General features: G+C 55.0%; 10 protein-coding genes. 2 read left to right on the forward strand and 8 right to left on the reverse strand.

Translation table 11 applies throughout. The features are described from left to right. Positions 1–639: 639 nt before the first annotated feature. The 8 genes from EG028_RS07615 to EG028_RS07650 form a co-directional block, all read right to left on the reverse strand. Positions 640–2,388, reverse strand: coding sequence for an alpha-L-arabinofuranosidase (locus EG028_RS07615; protein WP_120515005.1), 1,749 nt, complete (start codon positions 2,386–2,388; stop codon positions 640–642). A 2-nt stretch (positions 2,389–2,390) separates the two neighbouring features. Next, positions 2,391–3,614 carry a glycan-binding surface protein gene (locus EG028_RS07620; protein WP_120515006.1) on the reverse strand — a complete coding sequence of 408 codons (1,224 nt, stop codon included), beginning with the start codon at positions 3,612–3,614 and terminating at the stop codon, positions 2,391–2,393. Positions 3,615–3,631: 17 nt separating this feature from the next. Further along, a complete protein-coding gene (locus tag EG028_RS07625) occupies positions 3,632–5,275 on the reverse strand; it encodes a RagB/SusD family nutrient uptake outer membrane protein (RefSeq protein ID WP_120515007.1) in 1,644 nt (547 codons plus the stop codon). Positions 5,276–5,293: 18 nt separating this feature from the next. After that, positions 5,294–8,506: a SusC/RagA family TonB-linked outer membrane protein gene (locus tag EG028_RS07630; RefSeq protein WP_120515008.1), complete on the reverse strand. Its 3,213-nt coding sequence runs from the start codon at positions 8,504–8,506 to the stop codon at positions 5,294–5,296. Positions 8,507–8,838: 332 nt separating this feature from the next. Continuing rightward, positions 8,839–12,891 carry a hybrid sensor histidine kinase/response regulator transcription factor gene (locus EG028_RS07635; protein WP_120515010.1) on the reverse strand — a complete coding sequence of 1,351 codons (4,053 nt, stop codon included), beginning with the start codon at positions 12,889–12,891 and terminating at the stop codon, positions 8,839–8,841. Positions 12,892–13,015: 124 nt separating this feature from the next. Further along, a complete protein-coding gene (locus EG028_RS07640) occupies positions 13,016–14,974 on the reverse strand; it encodes a M1 family metallopeptidase (protein WP_241559049.1) in 1,959 nt (652 codons plus the stop codon). 82 nt (positions 14,975–15,056) lie between these two features. Continuing rightward, on the reverse strand, positions 15,057–15,638 hold the full coding sequence (locus tag EG028_RS07645) for an ASCH domain-containing protein (RefSeq protein ID WP_123864595.1): 582 nt from the start codon (positions 15,636–15,638) through the stop codon (positions 15,057–15,059). A 23-nt stretch (positions 15,639–15,661) separates the two neighbouring features. After that, positions 15,662–18,049 (reverse strand): ABC transporter permease, encoded by a 2,388-nt coding sequence (locus EG028_RS07650; RefSeq protein ID WP_120515012.1) that lies wholly within the window; start codon positions 18,047–18,049, stop codon positions 15,662–15,664. A 172-nt stretch (positions 18,050–18,221) separates the two neighbouring features. On the opposite strand from EG028_RS07650, the gene EG028_RS07655 reads away from it, so the two are divergent. Next, positions 18,222–19,430: an NAD(P)/FAD-dependent oxidoreductase gene (locus EG028_RS07655; RefSeq protein ID WP_120515013.1), complete on the forward strand. Its 1,209-nt coding sequence runs from the start codon at positions 18,222–18,224 to the stop codon at positions 19,428–19,430. Between the two features lie 133 nt (positions 19,431–19,563). Then, positions 19,564–20,256, forward strand: a complete 693-nt coding sequence (locus EG028_RS07660) for a DsbA family oxidoreductase (RefSeq protein WP_120515014.1) — start codon at positions 19,564–19,566, stop codon at positions 20,254–20,256. The last annotated feature ends 3 nt before the right edge of the window (positions 20,257–20,259 follow it).

Genomic DNA, 20,259 nt, shown 5'->3' on the forward strand with positions numbered 1-20,259 from the left:
CTGCACGAACTAAGCCGGCCTACTGACATCCTGCTGACATTCCCTACTAATCCACTATACTACTCCTTCCCTTTCAAACGGCCATGGTCCTGCATTTGGCCGGCCACCCTACTGACATCCTCCTGCCATCCTTCGGTGATCCTTCGGTTGGCTTCGGTCGTGGTACGGGTTTGAGGGTGTTTCACCGAAGGATCACCGAAGGATCACCGAAGGATCACCGAAGCATCACCGAAGGATGACCGAAGGTTCATACCAGTACGAAAATGCGAAAAACCCGCCTTCTACCCATTATCTGACAATATTCCAACAGTAGCTATCCTGCTATATAAACAGCAGGATATTATATTCTCAAAGCATTCATAAAGTATAGATGAGGCATAGATAAGGCATATCTTATAGATATGCCTTATCTATGGGATATATATACCTTATATATGGGACATATATGCTTTATCCCTACCGTAAGGCAGTACCAGTAAGGCTTTACGATGACTGCTAGATACAGGTTTCAAAGGAGCAGGTAGAAAGGGAAGTTCCGTTTTATCGTAATAAATTGATAGTCAACGCATTTCTAAGGAAGCGTAAAAAAGCCAGCCCCCGGGGAGGGACTGGCCGTTTATCTTCTGAACAAAAAACAGTTTAATCAGCCTCGATGACCATACACACTACGGACATCGGCGGCAGGCTCACTTTCACACCCTGGGCGGCTGTGGCGCTGAAAGCCTTCAGCGTCGCGTAGTCCGCGGGGCCGCCTGCCTGCCCTGTGGGGCCGGAGCCGTTCACAAACACCTTGCGCGAAAAGCTGCTTACGCCTTCCCCGCCTGTGAGCACGTACCAGTAGTAGCGGCTGCCCGGCCTGAAGTTTTTGAAAGCCAGCTGCACATCCCGCGCGGAAGATGATCTGTTCACCAGCGTTACGCCCGCTTCGCCGGAGCTGAAAGTGGAGGCATAGGCGTTGATGCCGCTGTTGGAGCCGGATACCTCCGCGTTGATGAACCGGTCGCCCAGGCAATGCCTGAAATAGTAGAGATAATAAAACGCCGGCCTGGGGTCCCATTTCTGCTCGCCGGAAGCGGCTTCGCCCTGGCTGAAAAGCCCGTGGTCGTTCCCGTTTTCCCAGCCATTGGCAAGGTCCCAGCGGCAGGCGAGGCCGTAGCGGTTGCGCATCAGTTCGCCTATCACCATCACGGCATGCATGCCTGCCACCTGCGACACCATCTGCTGGGAGCCCACCGCGAAAATATTCCACTCGGTGAGCGCCAGCGGTTTTACGGGTGCGCCGGCGGCGCTGGTAGCGGCGGTGATATGATCCGCCATGGCTTTGGTGACCGCTTCGGCGGAAGCCAGCACTTCGGGCGGATTGGAGTTTGTGTTGAACGGCGTATAATAGCTGTGGATGATGTAATAATCCGCCGGTAGGCCCGCCTGTTTCAGCACGCCGGTATTCCATTCCCTGTCTGTGGGTGTGGCCCAGTTAGCCGGCTCATGTTCCAGCAGCTGCGCTCCGATAAAAATGGGTTTGCCGTTTTCGGCGGCGGCTTTGCGCATGGAGTCCGCAAACACTTTGAAGTGTTTACCATACAGTTCGCCGGTAATGATCCCGGGCTGCCCGTCTTTATTCTGCGCGGGATCTATGCGGTAACCCGCCTGCCATACGCCGTTGCTTTCATTGCCCACTTCCCAGTAACGCGTACGCCCTTTGTCCGCCCGTACCCAGTCCGCCGCCAGATGCGCGGCCGCGGCCACAGGATCGGCGCCGGTGCCGTACCGTGCATACCCGTAATTGACGGTGATGATGCCTTCGTTGCCCGTGAGCTGGAGCATACGGTAGTAGTTATCCACGCTCAGCGTCCAGTCGTCCGTATTGCCGCCGAACCAGTAACCCGCATCTATCAGCGCGCCGTTCGCGTCCGTCAGTTTGGCGGGTGCGTCCGCCGGAGCCTGGCCCGGGGCTTTGTTCCAGAAATACACGCTGCTGTTGTTCCCCCCGGGGAAGCGGAGGATGCCAGGTTGTAGTTTGGACAGGTGATTGATCAGTTTGGGCTGGTTGACCACCTGGCTCATCCAGATGTTCGTATTGTTGCCAAACAATACGGGGGAGATTTTAGTGAGCACGGTGGATGCATCCACCGTTACCGTATAACCGGCGGCGGAAGGCGGCGCCTTTTCCGTAAAGGCGGGCGCCGCAAACCTCCGTTGCATCCATCCATCCATGAAGAAGCCGATAGTGCCGGCAGTGGCAGGGTCCGCAGGGGTGACGATGACAGTTCCACTTGTATCCGCCCCCTGCTCTCCGCCATTGTAATTTCCTCCCCCGTTCTTTTTATTACATGCTCCCGCGGTTGTACATACCAGGCTAAGCAACCAGATTCCTCTTGCAATTTTCATCTTTAATTAACCTTTATGATCCTGAAATTATCAAACGCGGTATTAAACACGTCTATGGGTTTCGATTCTGAAATAATGCGGAAACCAAACGGTACTATACCGCCCGCTTTCAGCAGCTGGCCCATGGAAGAAGCGCCGGTGCCGGTGCCTTCCACGCCGTCCGCCGCGGTTTTGAATTCGCTGAGAAAGATCGTTACCGTGGTCCATTTATTGCCCGTATCGAACGATGAGTTCGTGGTAAGGGTGTGTGGCGTAAAACGGAAAGCGTATTGTTCGCCGAAACGGATCACGCAGATGGCGCTCGTCCAGGGCTCGCGGGTATTCATTTCAAACTTGAGGGCATAATTCGATGCCTGCTGCGTCATGACCGCGTCGGTGAACATGGGTACTTCATTGAAGTTGCCGGAGCGCCCGCCGTTCCACCAGGCGGGATCGTTTGCACCCACGCCGCCGAATACGCATTGCAGGTACTGGCCGCGTGTGCCGGGGAACAACGTGGCGTCGCTCTTACGCTCAGCGCCCCACCATGCCCAGTTGAATCGCGGCAGTTCGCCCGTTTCGCCGTCGTTCGTAAAGTTGCTGATCACATTCCCGCTCTGGTGATCGTTCAGCGGCCCCATGGACGTAGTGCTGCCGTATTTGGCCACGATGGTGATGCGGCCGGTGTCATTACCGAGGTCCGGCATAATAAGGCCAATGCGGGTGCCTGCAATATCCGCGTTGAAGTCCGTCACTTCGCGGCCGCCCGGGAACTGTATCTTTTCGATGAGCCAGAGCGCGGAGCCGACGATGATCAGCGAATCACCCGCCAGTGCATTTTCGTTGGAAATAGCGAAGATGGATGGTGGCGGAATATCCACCACGAATGAATAATGCGTTTCACCGTGCGTGGTCACAATGTGGATCTGGTTGGGCACATCGGGGTTGGTAGCCTCGGTGGGCGCCTCCTCAGGAATGGTAATGATAAGGTGGGTATTGGTGTTGTATGCCGGGTTAAAATATGCGCTCAACCCGTTGAAGGTGACGTCTGTAATACCGCCGAGGTTTTCGCCGGTAATAAGCACCTGCGTGCCGGGAAGGGCGCGGGTAAAGGCGCTGTCCTGGCTGGCGGAATCCAGCAGCGTTACGGAACGCACTGACGGCGGGCCGCCGAGGCTGTTATCTTTTGAGCATGCCCACAGCAGGCTCAGCATAAGGATACATATGATGGATTGCAGTTTGTTCATGTCGGTGTTTTTTGGCGTTAGAATTTATAAGGCACCGGCGGCTTGCGCAGGTTCGGCGCGGCGGACATTTCCACTGCCGGGTAAGGCAGGAAAAAATTGCTCTCCGTTACTGGATAAAATGCCGGCGTATCCGACGTGATGGTCCAGCTGGTGGCATTGATGGGAGCATTCGGCACAATGCGGTAAGTACCCCTGTCCTGCGCCCCGATCAGCTGAAGTGCTTTCGCCGGGGAGTGGTAATGCATCCGCACGATGTCGTACCATATCTGCCCTTCCATCGCCAGCTCCAGCCTTCTTTCGTTGAAGATATCGTTCGCCGTGATGACAGCCCTTTCCGGCACGCCCGCGCGTTTGCGTACTTCGTTGTAGTATTTCAGCGCCGTGGCGTCTGTGGTAGACGGAGCCGCACCCAGCGCAGCTTCCGCATACACGAGGTATATATCCGCCAAACGGAGCATATAGGTATTGATCTCCGTATGCTGCTGTGTTACTTTGCCTTCATTGTCTTCCGGCCTGCCCACTACATATTTTTTCACCCATGCGCGGGTATTGTAACGTTCCGTACCTACCCAGTTCCAGGGCACCTGCAATTCCTGTATGATCTTTTTGCCGGGATTGGCGGGATCGTCCACCGACTGGTGGATGTAGGGATAATGATCGCCGGGGAACATAAAGGTGGCTTTGCGGCGTTTGTCCAGCGTGGAATAAAGACGCAGCTGGTCCAGCGAACCGCCGAGGTCTCCGCCCCATCCGTCGCCAAAACCGGTGATCTCGGATCCGTACGCCAGGAAAGCCTGCACGCTGTTTTGTGTGCCCCAGTCGCCATCATATTTCCATTGCAATGAAAAAAGGCTTTCGGAGTTGTTGTTGTTCTTCATGAGGAAGAGGTCCTCGTAGTTCGTCATCAGCCTCGAGCCGCTGTTCAGGATCACATCGAGCGCATGTTTTTTGGCTTCGGCCAGGTCCGCCTGGTTCAGCGTGCCGGTGATGCCCGCGCGGGTGAGATACGCTTTGGCCAGCATGCCTTTGGCGCTCCAGCTGGTGATGCGGCCGCGTAATGCGGGAGATGCCGGGAGATTGTCCACGGCAAATTGCAGATCGCGGATGATGAACTCCCAGATGGACTCCACGGTGTTCCGGGTGATGGAAGTATCCGTCAGCAATACATTGTTGTCCACGATGATGGGCACGGGGCCCCAGTTCTGCACGAGATAGCTGTACGCCACCGCGCGCATAAAACGGCCTTCCGCGATACCGGCCTGTTTCACGTTGTCGGGAACGGACGGCGCGGTGTATTTGGTGATGTTGTTGATCGCCATGTTCGACTGTGCGATCACGTTGAAAAAGGAAGTCCAGGAAGTGTACACCTCACCGGTAACATCCGTGGTCTGCATCCGGATGTTCTCCACCTGGTAGGATCCGGACATGAGCGCCCCGCCCCTGCCGTCGCCGATGCCATGGGATGATTTGTCGTTGTAGGCAAACCATACGATGTTGTACAAAGGCGCGGTGCCGGCCAGTACCTGTTCGGGGGTTTTGTAGAAGTTGGCGTCCACGATCGCGTCTTCGGGCGGGCGGTTGAGGAAGTCTTTGCTGCAACCGGCGAGCAGGCTACACCAGAGCAACAGGAGAAATATTTTTGTATGATGGAACTTGTTCATGTTGTAATGGTTTATGCTTTAAAAATCAACACCGATGCTGGCGGAATACATCCGGGTGAGCGGGTAACGGCCTGCGTCCACCGCTATCAGCTGGCTGTTCAGCTGCACTTCCTTACCGAGATAAGCGCCCACTTCGGGATCAAATCCTTTGTATTTGGTGAAGGTGTGCAGGTTCTGCGCGCCGACGGTGAGGCGTACGGCCTTGAGCACGTTCTGACCACGAAGCACCGAGCTGGGGAGATTGTATCCCAGCTGTATGTTTTTGATGCGGATGTAAGAGCCGTCTTCCACGAAGCGGTCGGTAAAGCGGTTGCCGTTGCCGTTCAGGTCGCTGCCGGTGATGCGCGGTACGGTAGTGCCGGGGTTTACCAGCACGTCCTTCCCGCCTTCTGATTTGATGCGGGCATAATCGAATGCTTCCACGAGCAGGTTGCGGCCCAGGTTGATGTTGTTCGGATTGGTATTGTCAAAGCTGAGGTAGTTATAGATTTCGTTGCCCTGTGCGCCGGTGAGCAGGATGCTCAGATCGAAGCCCTTGTACGAAAAGGTGTTCGTAAGCCCGAAAGTGAGCTCAGGCCATGGATTACCGATGTAGGTCTGGTCCCTGGAGTCGATGATATTATCGCCGTTCAGGTCGCGGTATTTGATGTCTCCCACCCACACGCCGCCGTCCCTGGACACGGGCAGGCGCGTACCGTCCGCCTGCGCGGGGATGGCGCTTTTGGCGATCTCTTCTTCAGACTGGAAAATACCGTCCATGATATAGCCCCAGAACATCCACGGCGCCTGCCCGATGGCGGAGCGGCTCGTAAAGTTGTTCATATACCAGGCGGAGCGGGACAGGAAAGCCGCGTCTGAATAGAACTTGGTGATCTTTGTTTTAAAAGAGGAGATGTTGAAATTCGTACGCCAGGTGAACCCGTTCTTATTGTCGATGTTCACCGTGTTGATGGTGATGCCGAAACCTTTGTTCTCCATCGCCCCGATGTTCACGATAGGCGGGTTGATGGCGCCTTCGCCGGCGGTGCCCATATACGCTGGCAGCGGGTTGGGCATCAGCAGGTTGTCCGTTTTGCGGATATAATAATCGCCTTCGATCTGTATCCTTTGTTTAAACAGGCTCAGGTTGAGGCCGATGTTTTGGGTTTCGGTGGATTCCCATTTGAGGCCCGCGTTGCCGTACTGCCCGGTGCGGAAACCGGCGCCCCAGGGTGTGGTCACGGAGTTGAGCGCAGAGTATTGTGCGCCTCCGCTGCCGTTGTTGCCGGTCATGCCGTATTCGGCGCGTATTTTTAAGTCACTGATAAACTCCAGCCCGCGCATAAAGGGTTCTTCGCTCACGCGCCATGCGGCGGATACGGAAGGGAAATAACCCCATTTGTTCTCCGCCCCGAAGTTGGACGAACCGTCCGCGCGGCCGGCAAGCTGCACAATGTATTTGTTGTCGTATGTATAGTTCACACGGCCCAGCCAGGATTCCAGCGCGCCGGAGCCTTTGAAGCTGCCGGTGGTCTGGCCCAGTGCATCGCCGAGGTTGATACTGGGGATCTCGTTGCTGGCAAAACCGGTACGGGTGGCGCTGAAACCCTGGTAACTCCAGGCCTGCGCTTCGTGGCTCGCCATTACGCCGATGCTGTGTTTTTTGATCGTGGTATTGTATTGCAGCAGTTCGTTCAGGTTCCAGTAGAAGTTGCGGTTCGTGGATACGCTCAGGCTGGCCTTTTCATTGGCATTGTACCCCAGGCGGTAAGTGGGTGTGAACTTGCTGCCGTCCGCATAATCAAAACTGCCGTTGAAGCTCGTGCGGAACACCAGTCCTTTAATGATCCCCACTTCCGCCGTAATGCCGCCCAGACCGCCTGTTTTTTTCAGGTTGTTGTCTATAAGGTTGGCGATAGCCACGGGGTTCAGCGGGGCAAATTTGGCGTTGCTGCCGTATTCGTTTTCAGTAGCGCCGCCCCAGCTGCCGTCCGGGTTCTTCACCGCGATGTTCGGAGCAAGGTTGATGGCGTTGCGGATCACATCTTCGCTGGTGGAGGCCAGTTTTTCCTTCGTCTGGAAGAAGTTGAGCGAAGTGCTCAGCTTCAGCCATTTGAACGCCTGGTTGTCCAGGTTCAGCCGGAAGGAATAACGGTTAAAATTGGAGCCGATGGCTACCCCTTCCTGGTCGAAATATTCGCCGGACATATAATAGCTGGTATTGTTCACGCCGCCGCTGACGGTCACCTGGTGTTTTTGCAGGGGCGCGGTCTGGAACAGTTCTTTCTGCCATTGCGTGCCGTCTCCCAACACGGAAGGATTGACGAATTCAGGCGTAGGTGTGCGGCCCAGGAGGCGTGCTATTTCATTGTTCATGATGGCGAACTGCTGGAGGTTCATCACGGGCAAAGCGTCCGGTTTGTCCTGCAGGGAATAGAGGTAATTATAACTTACTTTGAAAGCACCGGCTTTGCCGCGTTTGGTGGTGACCAGCACTACGCCGTTCGTGGCGCGGGACCCGTATACCGCGGTGGCGGACGGCCCCTGCAATATCTCGAAGGATTCGATGTCCGAGGGGTTGATGCCGGCTAAAGGATTTACCGAGCTGGTGTTGCCATAACTTACGGTTGCGGGCTGCATCTGCACACCGTCGATGACGTACAGCGGCTCGTTCGTACCGCTCAGGGTGTTCACCCCGCGGATCACAACGGATACGCCGCCGCCGGGCTGCCCGGTGTTCTGTGTAACGTACACGCCGGCTGCCCTGCCCTGGAGGGCCTGGTCCATAGTAGTATTGATGGTCCTGTTGATATCCGCGGAAGAAACGGATACCTGCGCGCTGCTCTGGTCCGTTTTTTTCATGGTACCGTACCCTACCACCACTACGTCTTTCAGTAGGCGCTGGTCTGTTTCGAGCGTGGTATTCATCACGTTGGAAGAGGCGCCTACACGCAGCTCCCTCGTGGCCAGCCCGATAAAGGAGATGCCAATCACCTGGCCGGTGGAGGCGTTGATGCTGAAGCGGCCTTCGCCGTCGGTCACTACGGCATTGGTGGTGCCTCTTACCGCCACGGTAGCGCCGGGTACCGGTCTGCCGGTTTCAGCGTCTGTAACCGTGCCCGTGATCTTGCGGGGAGCGGATTGCCCGGCCGGCGGGGTGTTTTGTGCATGTGCCGGTAAGGCAAGCAGCCAGATGCAGATCATAGCCCATAGTGCCAGGCATGACCGTACTGTAATGCTGTTTTTTTTCATACGTGCAATTAGTTTTGTGGATTGGGAATTGAGCGTTTTAGTTTGGTTGTTCGTTTTACGTGGTTGTTATGTCAATTTCATAAGTGGACCTGTTCACTGGAATCGTCAGGTTAAAAATAAACAGGGCCTTCCAGAGAGGGGTGCCTGCCTTGTTTAAAATAGAGGGTGGGAATGTTGCCAGCCCCCGGCGGGATGTTAATTTGAGGGGTATGATTTGTAGCCTGCCGGTTCTGAAACAATTGGATATCATGCGGTTATTTCACAGGTCAGGGAAAAGGTTCCCGCTGCCGGGAAATGATTCCCGGCCGGCCAGCCTGTAATGATAAACGCTGTTATTTCCTCATAGCGGTGGCATAGGCGGACGGCAGCATGTGATACGCCATCTTAAAATACCGCGCAAAGTACTTGGGATTGTTGAAGCCCACTTCGTACGCCACTTCGGTGATGTTCATTTCGGTTTTGGTGAGCAGCATAGCCGCCTTTTGCAGGCGTACCGTGCGGATGAACTCTATGGGAGGATGCCCCGTAAGGGCGAAAATGCGTTTGTATACGGATACCCGGTTCATACACAGCTCCCGGCTCAGCGCTTCCACCGAAAACGCGGGGTCGGAAAGATGTTTCTCCACGATCTCCAGCGCCCGCTGCATGAACTTCTCGTCGCCGGACAGGCCGTTGGCCCCTTCCGGTTCTTTCTGGGGGATCACCAGCTGTACAGGCGCCTGCCGTGCCAGCAGGTTACGCACGCGGGACAGCATGATCTCAAAGTTGAACGGTTTGATCAGGTAATCCGCCGCTCCGGTCTCCAGCCCTTTCAGCTGCTCCTCTTCCGCCGTCTGCGCGGTGAGCAGGATCACGGGGATGTTCCGGGTACGGGCGTCCCCGGCCATTTTGCGGCAAAGCTCCACCCCGTCCATCACCGGCATGGTAATGTCGCTTACCACCAGGTCCGGCAGCTGGGCCAGGGCTTGCTGCCAGCCCGCGGCACCGTCCGGAGCTTCTATGATATCGTAATATTCCCGGAGGTTGTCTTTCAGGTAAAACCGGAAATCCTCATTGTCTTCCACAATTAATATGGTCTGCCGCTTTTTGTTTTTCTTTTTACCGTTGGACAGGAACACCTGTTTCTGCGGTAAGGCCGGCACTTCCGCCTCAGCCTGGCCGGCGGGTGTGAAGGGCAGCCTGACGGTAAAACTGGTGCCTTTGTCCGCCTCGCTTTCCACGGCGATAGTGCCGTTGTGCAGTTTTACAAACTCCCTGGTGATGGCAAGCCCGATGCCACTGCCCTGGTTCACATACTGCCCCGGCTGGTCGCTTTGGAAAAACCGCTCGAATATTTTCTCCAGCTGTTCCGCCGGCATACCGATGCCGGTGTCTTTTACTTTCAGTTCCAGGATGGCCTGGTCCGGCTCCGGCGTTACCTCCGCCGTGACGGATACTTTTCCGCCCTGCGGGGTGAATTTAAATGCATTGGACAGGAGGTTGAACAGGATGCGCTCTACTTTGTCATGGTCAAAAAACACGTTCAGCTGGGGGCAGTTCGCGGTGTAGGAAAACTCCACGCCTTTTCTTTCCGCCAGGTCCGAGAAGGACTGGGCCACTTCTTCCAGGAACCCCATCAGCTCGCCTTTTACGGGCACGGGCTTCAGTTCCTGCATTTCCATTTTACGGAAGTCCATCAGCTGGTTCACGAGGTTCAGCAGGCGTTTGGCATTGCGGCGGATCAGCTGGAACTGCTGCTTTTCTTCCGGGTTGCCGCTTTTGCGGATCATGTCTTCTATCGGCGAAAGTATCAGCGCTACCGGCGTTCTGAACTCGTGGCTCACGTTCGTCAGCAGCTTGATCTTCATCATATCGAGGTCGTGCAGGCGCTGGGCTTCCTTGCGTTCCTGCTGTAAAGCAAAACGCCGGTGCGCGCGCGTGATCACCATCTTCCTGGAGAAATACAGCAGCGCAATGGCCGCCAGGATATACAGCGCATAGGCCCAGGGCGTTTTCCAGAATGGCGGCAGGATGCGGATCTGGAGCGATATGCCCTGGCTGTTCCACTGCCCGTCTTCGTCCGCGGATTTCAGATGCAGGGTGTACTCCCCGGGATTGATATTTGTATAAGTGATACGGCGGGAACGCCCGTCCGTCACCATCCATTCCTTGTTAAACCCTTCCAGGAAATAGGTATACCGGTTCTTATCCGAATGGATAAAATTGAGCGAAGCAAAGTCTATGGAAAAGTCATTTTCGTTGTAACGCAGCCGGAGTGCCTGCGTTTCCGGCAGTGCCGCCGGCAGCACCACGTGATTGCGGAACTTTTCATTTACACCCACGGGTTTATTGAAAAGCTGCAGGCTGGTGAATACCAGTGACGGTGCTGTGCGGTACTGATGTATCTCTTCCGGTTTAAAAATATTAAACCCGTCCGCCCCGCCAAAGACCAGCTCCCCGCTCCGCAGGCTGAGCGATGCATTTACGTTGAACACCTTGCCTTGTAATCCATCGTCATCGTCATAATTGCGGCATTTGATCCGCACGCCTCCCTCCCCCTGCTCCACCGCAATCTTGCTGAGGCCGCGGGTGGTGCTTACCCAGATAAATCCCTGCCGGTCTTCCAGGATGCTGATGATATTATCATCCGGCAGTCCCTGTTCAGCACGGAAGGTGCGGAAAGTGCGCGTGGCAGGGTCAAAAAGGTTCAGCCCTTCGCGTGTGCCCGCCCACATGAGGCCACGGCTGTCGCAGAGTAAAGAACTTACGTTGTCATTACTGAGCCCGTGCGTGCCGTGCCGCAGGTGAATGAAGATGCCTTTTGATTTGTCCAGCACGTCTATACCATAAGCGGTGGATATCCATAGATCGCCCGAAGGTGTTTCCGCAAAAGCGGTGATATAGTTGGAATGGACGGAGTTGGATTGTTCGGCGTTGTTGTGATAAAAGATGCCGTTGCCGGGGTCGAAGCGGTCCAGGCCGCCGCCCAGCGTGCCTATCCAGAAAGTGTTCCGGCGGTCGCGGTAGATCTTCCAGACGGTTTTATTGGCGAGACTGTTCGGGTCCTGCGGGTTGTGCCGGTAGTGTGAAAAGCGGTGATGATTGTAATAATCCATCCCCCCGAAATAATAACCGATCCAGAGATTATCGTACCGGTCCGTGTAAAGGCTTACGATCACATCGTTGCTGATGCTGTTATCGTCCGCGGGGTCGTGTTTGTATTGTTTGAAGGAATTGGTTTTGCGGTCGAAATAAATGAGGCCGCCGCCGTTTGTACCGATCCATACATTGCCTTTGCTGTCTTCGGCGAAGCAGTTCACATCATTGTAGGGCAGGCTGTTCGGGACGCCGTGTTTGTGTTCATAGAGGCGGAACTTCATTTTGTTTTCCGCGTAATAACTCACCCCGCGTTTGTAGGTGCCGCACCAGATGATGCCCTGGTCGTCTTTGTACAGCGCGTAAATGGCATTCTCCGCGATGCTTTTGGTGTCTTCTATCCGGTTCGTGATATAAGTGGTGCTGAAATCTTTTTTATCCACCACGTTCACACCGCCATGATCCGTACCGATCCACATGCGGCCGTGCGCGTCCTGTATGATGCTGTTCACGATGTCGTTGTTCAGCGCCATATTCCTTTTCGAAAGGCGGCGTACAGCGCGGTCCCGCGGGTTGTAATACAATGCGCCGAAATCACTGCCGGGCATATAGATCCACAGTTCCTGCTGCGCATCGATAAAAAGCTGGAGGGAAATGGGCGGTTTGGGCACGTATCCGAGCAGGGTATCCGTCTGCATAAGACTACGCCCGGTGCCCGCATCCAGGCGTACGAGACCGCCGTCCATGTACAGCAGCATAATGTGCCGGTTATTTTCTTTTTTGATATCAGCGATCCTTGCGCGGCGCGGGTTGTTCAATGGTATACGGACGCCCTTTTTCCCGCCGGTGATGCGGTACAATCCTGAATCCGCATACGCGATCCAGCAGGTATCGCCGGATTGCAGCACGCTGTTCACACCGGTTTGCGGCAGGCCCAGGCTTTTGAGCCAGCCGGCGGCGGGCGTAAATTGTTCCAGCACGGGGTCGTACAGGTTATCGCCATTGCGGGTTTTCACGTACATGCGGTTGCCCGGCGCGGCAAAAATGCCCATGATATAGTCATCGCTGAGGGAAAGGGAATCGGCTATGCTGTGGCGGAAGTTGCGGAAGCTGCTGCCGTCATAACGGTTCAGCCCACCCATGGTGCCAAACCAGAGAAACCCCTTTGCATCTTTGTAAATGCAGTTCACCTGGTTATTGGACAGGCCATGATGGATATTCAGCGTACTAAATTCTTGCGATAGCTGTTGCGCATGACTGCGGCTCAGCAGCATGCAGGAAAGCAGTAACAGGTAATATTTCTGTAACATGGAACTCGTGGAACTGTGTTTGTAATATAACGATTTAGATCGGATTTTCCCTGCCTCAGGCTTCCCTGGAAACGAAAAGGGCGCCCTGTAAGGACGCCCTTTTTTATGACAATTCAAATAAATTTTATTTGGTCCAGCTGTTGTTCGCGCTGTTCACGTCAGGCAAACGTTTGTCAGGATCAATGGTCACACTTTCGATCTTGCCGGAAACCGGTTGGCGGAAGCGGAAAGTGGGGCCGCTTTGCCAGATCTCCACGGGGAACTTCAGTCTTTTTACATTCCCGTCCGCCATTTTAAGATCGACAGTTACCGGCATGGGCGCCTGTTCCAGGCATTCCAGGGTTACGATGGCGGTGGTATCGTTCTGGTAGGTAACGGGGCCTACAGCCATGTCCACCTTCCAGTTGTTCAGTATCCAGCCGCGCCAGAACCAGTCCAGGCTTTCGCCGCTGCTGTTTTCGATCGCGCGGAAAAAGTCCCATTGCGTGGGGTGTTTAAACGCCCAGTTGTCTATATAATAACGGAATGCTTTATCAAAACGTTCTTCACCCAGTACCTCTTCCCTCAGCAGTTCCAATCCCACGGCGGGTTTGTAATAAGCGAGGATGCCAAGGCTGCCCTGGCGCACTACGTCCGCGCGGTGGAGGATGCCGGCGCTGTCCATGAACATGGCACGGCTGAGATTATGACGGTCGCGGCCTTTGTTGCCGTATTCGCCGTTGTTAAATGCCTTGTCCGCAATACCGTTGATGAAGGTGTTAAAACCTTCGTCCATCCAGGCAAAACGCCTTTCGTTGCTGCCCACGATCATGGGGAACCAGTTGTGGCCGAACTCGTGGTTCGTAACGCCCCAGAGGCCCGCGCGCTGAGAGCGGGAAGAGCAGAACACGATGCCGGGGTACTCCATACCGCCTACGATACCGGCTACGTTCACCGCAACGGGATACGTGTAGGGATACCATTTTTCGGAATAATGTTCGATGCAGCCTTTTACGTATTCGGTGGAGCGGCTCCAGGCGGTATCGCCGGCGCTTTCGTCAGGGTACACGCTCATGGCCAGCGCCTTTTTGCCACCGGGCAGGTTCATACGTGCGGCATCCCAGATGAACGCGGGGGAAGAAGCCCAGGCTACGTCCCTTGTATTGTTGCATTTGAATTTCCAGGTAAGGCGCTGTTTGGCGGGGCGTGAAGCCGGGTCCGTCACTTCGTTCCTTTCGCGCAGCATGACGGTCTTATCACTCTGCTGCGCTTTCTGGTAACGTTGCAGCTGAACGGGGGTGAGCACTTCAGCCGGGTTCAGCAGCTGGCCCGAGCCCACCACGATGTGGCTGGCCGGTGCATTGATGTTGTATTCGATGTTGCCGTATTCCAGGTAGAACTCACCCTGGCCAAGGTATGGAAGAGTGTTCCAGCCCAGCACGTTGTCAAACACGCACATACGGGGGTACCATTGTGCTATTTCGTAGATCTTGCCGTTTTTGGTTTTAAGTATGCCCATACGGTCCGTTCCATATTCCGGGATGGGGAAAGAGAACTGCACTTTTACCTGTACGGTGCCCCCGTTTGCTTTCAGGGCCTGCGGCAGGTCCACACGCATACGGGTATCGCTGATCTGGGGCGTTACTTTCTGTTCTTTGCCTGCGCTGACGATGGATACATTACCGATGGTATTACCGCCGTCGAAATTGCGGTTGCCCCAGCGGCCCGCGCCGCCGGTGGAAATGGAGCCGCGTGACTGCTTGTCGTAAATGTTCTGATCAAGCTGCAGCCACAAAAAAGGTAAAGATTCCGGGCTGTTGTTTTTGTACGTGATGAGCACGCTGCCGGAGATGGTTTCTTTCTGGTCGTCGAAGGTCACGTCGATCTTATAATCCGCCGCGTTCTGCCAGTATTTATTGCCGGGGCGGCCGCTGGCGGTGCGTTCTTCGGTTCCGTCGGATAGATAAAAAACCGGTTTAAAAGCCTCATACTGGCTGAATTTGGATGTGCTCTGTGCGCTTTGTTGGGCGGATACCATGGCGGGAACGCATAACATTCCTAAGAAGGCTGCGAGCCGGCTGGTCTTTTGCTGAAATGCAGGCATAATTTTGTTGATAATATTACGGGGGGTAATCTAGGGATAATATTTTGTTAAAAAAAGCAAATGCGGGATGAGCGGATACACATTACTGCCGCTTCATCGCAGCCAGTACTTCTTCACCCCTGGGACTGAGGCGGTAACCCAGTGTAAGGCTTTCCGTCAGCCCGAGGTTCTTCAGTTTCCGGACATTGAGCTTTAGCCATTCTTTGTCCATCCGGAGCGGTACCGCCAGGTCACCGGCCTTTTCCGCGGGGTGGCGGTCTATGGCGGTGAGTACTTTTTTGGTCCAGGGGCCGATAGAACTGTGTTTGTCCAGGGAGCTGAGTTTTTTGAGGATGCCGGCCATTTCTTCCGATGTAATCTCGCTGTTCTCCCGCAGGGCGATGCGCGGGTCTTCGCCGAGGTAATGGAACCGGATGCGGTAAAGCTGCCCGGGCCGTTTGGCCAGCTCTGCCAGCAGCGCCGCTTTCGTCGGGTAGCCGGATTCCCTGGCACTGGCTTCCGTGATATCCGATTCGGGTACTTCCGTGACCTCATCTATCATCAGCTGGCCGTAGGCCGTCAGCTGCGTGCTGCCTGCTTTCAGGCTCACTTTGCGCCAGGTGCGGTAAGCCAGCGTGATCTTTCCTTCCCTGATCGCTTTCAGGTGATTCATTCTGAACAACATTCCCTAAATATAAGAAAAAGCCCTTACTCGGTTTTGAGCGTATCGGCAGGATTCGCCATGGCGGCCCGCACAGCCTGATACCCCACGGTCAGGAAAGCGATCAGTAAAGCGGAAGCGCCCGCGGCGGCAAACATCCACCAGCTGAGGTTTACCCGGTAAGCAAAATCATTCAGCCAATATTGCATGGCCCACCAGGCCAGCGGGATGGCGATCACTACTGAAATGAGCACCAGCCGCAGGAAATCGGTGGTGAGCAAAGCGGTGATATGTGCCACTGAAGCGCCCAATACCTTGCGCACGCCTATTTCTTTCGTGCGCTGCTCGGCGGTAAAAGCCGCCAGGCCAAACAAACCCATGCAGGCGATAAAGATGGCCAGGCCGGTGAATGCCAGGAATATCCTGCGCTGGGTATGTTCCATTTTATATTGCTGCGAGAAGTTTTCGTCCAGGAAATGATACTCCAGCGGGTAGTTCTTCTCGAAGGATGCGTATACTTTTTCGATATGCCGCAGGGCTTCGGGGAGATGTGTTTTGTCCAGGCGCAGGTAGAGATTATCTTCCATAGACGGCACAGGCGCCATCATCATGGCCGCGGGGGCTATTTTGTGTTGCAGGGAATAGATGTGAAAGTCTTTCACGATACCGATGATGCGTCTTTCGCGGATCGTGTCCACGGCGGTATACTGCAACACCTGGCCCAGGGGGTCTTCGGGGCCTAATTCTTTCGCCATCGTTTCGTTGATCAGGATGGTGGTGTATCTTTCCCCGGGCCGGTCCTTACTGAAGTTGCGGCCTCTCACCAGGGGTATGTCCATGGTGGAAAGAAAATGTTCGTCCACCTGGAATTCCTGCGTCATCAGGGATGGCTGCGGCACGCCGTTCTTTACTATTTTAAACCCGTTGGAGCCGAAGTAATTCGTACCGATCACATTGCTCACCGCTGCTACATCCTGCACCCAGGGGCTTTTTTTCAGTTCTTCCCGGATGGCGGGAATGCGTTCACGCAGCGCGCGGTCGTGTAGGTGAAAGGTAATTACCTGGTCTTTGGCGAAACCTAGGTTTTTCCCGTTTACAAACTGCATCTGCCGCCAGGTAACGATGGACGCCGCTATCAGCACTATGGCCACGGCAAACTGAAAAGTCACCAGCCCCTTGCGGAACGCCGCATTGCCAAACCGCAGGTTCAGCCTTCCTTTTAAAGCGGTGATCGTATGGAAGCCAGCCATAAACAGCGCGGGATACGCACCGGCCAGCAGCCCCACCAATATGGCAAAAACAAAAAGCGCCAGCAGCGTATAACCTATCCCGTAATTCCACAGGCCGAGGGACATGCCGGAAACATTGTTGAACACCGGCAGCGCCACGGAAGTGAGGATAGCGGCCAGTATGGCGGCAATCAGGGTGATCAGGACAGATTCCGTGAGGAAAAGCCTGGCGATCTGCCCCCGGCCTGAGCCAAGGGATTTGCGCACACCCACTTCCCGTACCCGCACCGAAGCTCGTGCGGTGGAAATATTCATGTAGTTGATGCAGGCGATGAACAGGATAAGGGCCGCAATGAGGGAAAAAATATACACAGTGCGGGCGTTGCTGTTCGGCCCCATTTCATAATCCAATTGCGAGTGAAGATGGATATCGTTTAAGGGCTGCAGCTCCAGTGAAAAACTCACGCCTTCGCCCATATGTGTTTTGAGATATTTAGGGTAAAACGCCGGGAGCTTTGCCTCCAGCTGCTTTACATCCGCGCCGGGGCGGAGTGCCAGGTAGGTATACACGCTGAAGTCCTGCCAGCCGCCGGTGAAGCCGGCGGGCATGGAGCGCAGGGCTTCAAATTTAAGATGCGACTGCTTCGGAATGTCTTTCAGTACGCCGGTCACCGTTTCGGGATAATCCTTATTCCAGGTCAGCTGTTTGCCCATAGCACTGAGCGGGTCATTAAAGAACTTGCGGGCAAGGGTTTCGGTGATCACCACGGAGTTCGGCGCTTTGAGCGCGGTAGCCGCGTCTCCCGCCAGCAGCGGGAAGGAGAACATTTGCAGGAAGGTACTGTCCACATACATCGCCGCACCCACTTCCACCTTCCGGGTGCCGTTGGTCAGCAGGCCGCCGCCTTCAACGTCTATCCTTGTATACATTTCGATCTCCTGGTTGTCCTGCTGCAAAGCAGGGCCGAACGGCACGGAGGTTTTGGCCATGTTCAGCGTGTTGCCGGGCCAGCTGGCATGACTGGCTACGCGGTAGATCCTGCCCCCTTTTTCGTGAAACCGCTCATAACTGAGCTCATGCCCTACATACAGGAGTAATATCCAGCAGGCGGCCAGGCCGATGGCGAGGCCTGCCAGGTTGATACCCGTATATGTGCGGTATTTCCAGCAATTACGGAGTGCTATTTTGAAGTGGTTGCGGAACATGCGGTATAGATTTTGTGTGACTGTACTGTAGTACTATAAAACCGTACCATCGTTACATACTCTGGGTATCAATGTTTTAGGAAATCAGGATTGTCCGTTTCAGCACAGGGGACGTCCGCTTCCGGACAACTCAAATGTACCGGTAATTCCGAAGTTTTTAAACAGACTGCTTGTGGACCTCAGTTCCGGTTATCCTTTTTCGTTAGTCAAAAACGGCCTGCCGCATGTGTATCCTAAACTGCAACAGGATATCCGTACGCCGGTGACCGTGATAGGCGCCGGTATTTCCGGTGCGCTCACCGCGTATGCGCTGGTGAATGCCGGGCTGGAATGTACCGTGGTGGATGCCCGTACGGTAGGCCTGGGCAGCACCTGCGCCAGCACTTCCCTGCTGCAATACGAGATAGATGTACCATTGACCGAACTGACAGGTAAGATCGGGAAGGCGGGCGCACAGCGTGCTTACGAGCTTTGCGCCGCATCCATCGGTGCATTGGAAAAGATATGCGACAAACTGGATGATTCGTTGTTCCAGTCCAAAGAAAGCCTGCTGCTCGCTTCTTACAAAAAAGACCAGCCCATGCTGGAAGCTGAATTCAAAGCCCGCCGAGCCACAGGGCTGGAGGTGGAATGGTGGGACGCGGCTACGGTGAAAAACAACATGGGTTTTACCAATCCGGCCGCCATCTGGTCCGCCACCGCCGCGCAGACGGATGCTTACATGCTCTCGCACGCCCTGCATCAGCACAATATCCGCAAAGGCGCGAAGGTTTATGACCGCACGCTCGTGAAAGATATCCGGTTTCATAAAAACGGTGCAGAACTGCTTACCGAAGGCGGCCCGGTGATCCGCACCCGGCACATAGTGATCGCCACTGGATATGAAGCGCTCCAATACGTGCCCGCGAAAGTGGTAAAACTGCACTCTACTTATGCCGTGGCCGGCGAACATACGGAAAACGACACCGCCTGGTACCGCAACTGCCTTATCTGGGAAACAAAAGACCCTTACCTGTACATGCGCACCACGCCCGACTGCCGCGTGATCGTAGGCGGGCGGGATGAAGAATACTACAACCCGCAACGGCGGGATAAACTCCTCAAACTCAAAACCCGCCAGCTGCAAAAGGACATGCAGGCGCGTTTCCCCGATATGGATTTCCAGCCGGAGTTTGCCTGGACGGGTACGTTTGGTAGCACGCAGGACGGGCTTCCCTACATCGGGGAATACCGTAAAATGCCGCACACCTTTTTTGCCCTGGGCTTCGGGGGCAACGGCATTACCTTCAGCCAGATCGCAGCGGAGATCGTTTGCAGCCTCATACAGGGCAAAAAACACCCGGATGCGGACTTGTTCTCATTCGACAGGTTTAAAGGTTAAAACAGGCCGGTATAAGGTCTTCTTTTTATGACAAGGCGCTTTCCTTAGGTAACCGCCGCAGCCCCCCACATGACAGGTCCCTGACAACCATGCCCCGGATATTCCGTAAATTTGTGCCTTAAATTTTGAGCGTATGAAGATCGATATCTGGTCGGATGTGGCCTGCCCGTTTTGTTACATCGGCAAGCGCCACCTGGAGGCAGCACTGGAGCAGTTCCCCCACAATAAGGACGTACAGGTTACCTGGCACAGTTTTGAGCTGGACCCTTCCGCAAAAACAGACAGCGACGAGGACCATTACCAGTTGCTGGCCAATAAATACGGCATGAGCCGCGAACAGGCGGTGGCCAACACCGAACGTGTAGCCGCTTCCGGCAAAGCCGCCGGGCTTGAGTTTGACTTTGACAACGTAAAACACACCAATACCTTCAATGCGCACCGGCTCATACAGCTGGCCCACAAAGAAGGCAAACAGGATGAAATGGAAGAACGCCTGTTCAAGGCTTACTTCACCGAAGGCAAACACATCGGCGACGCGGCTACTTTACAGGCCCTTGCCGCCGAAGCCGGGCTGGACGCCTCTCCCCTGCTGAACAGCAGCGTATTCACAGACGAAGTGCGTAAAGACGAAGCGGAAGCGCGCAGCCTGAACATCCGTGGCGTTCCGTTTTTTGTATTCGACATGAAATATGCCGTATCCGGCGCACAGCCGGTGGAGGTATTCACCCAGACGCTGGAAAAGGTATGGGAAGAAAACCACCCGAAAAATATTACCCCGCTGGGCAACGAGGGCGGCGTATGCGAAGATGGTTCCTGCACCGTTTAAGGC

This window comes from Chitinophaga barathri (assembly GCF_003807585.1).
GTDB lineage: Bacteria > Bacteroidota > Bacteroidia > Chitinophagales > Chitinophagaceae > Chitinophaga > Chitinophaga barathri.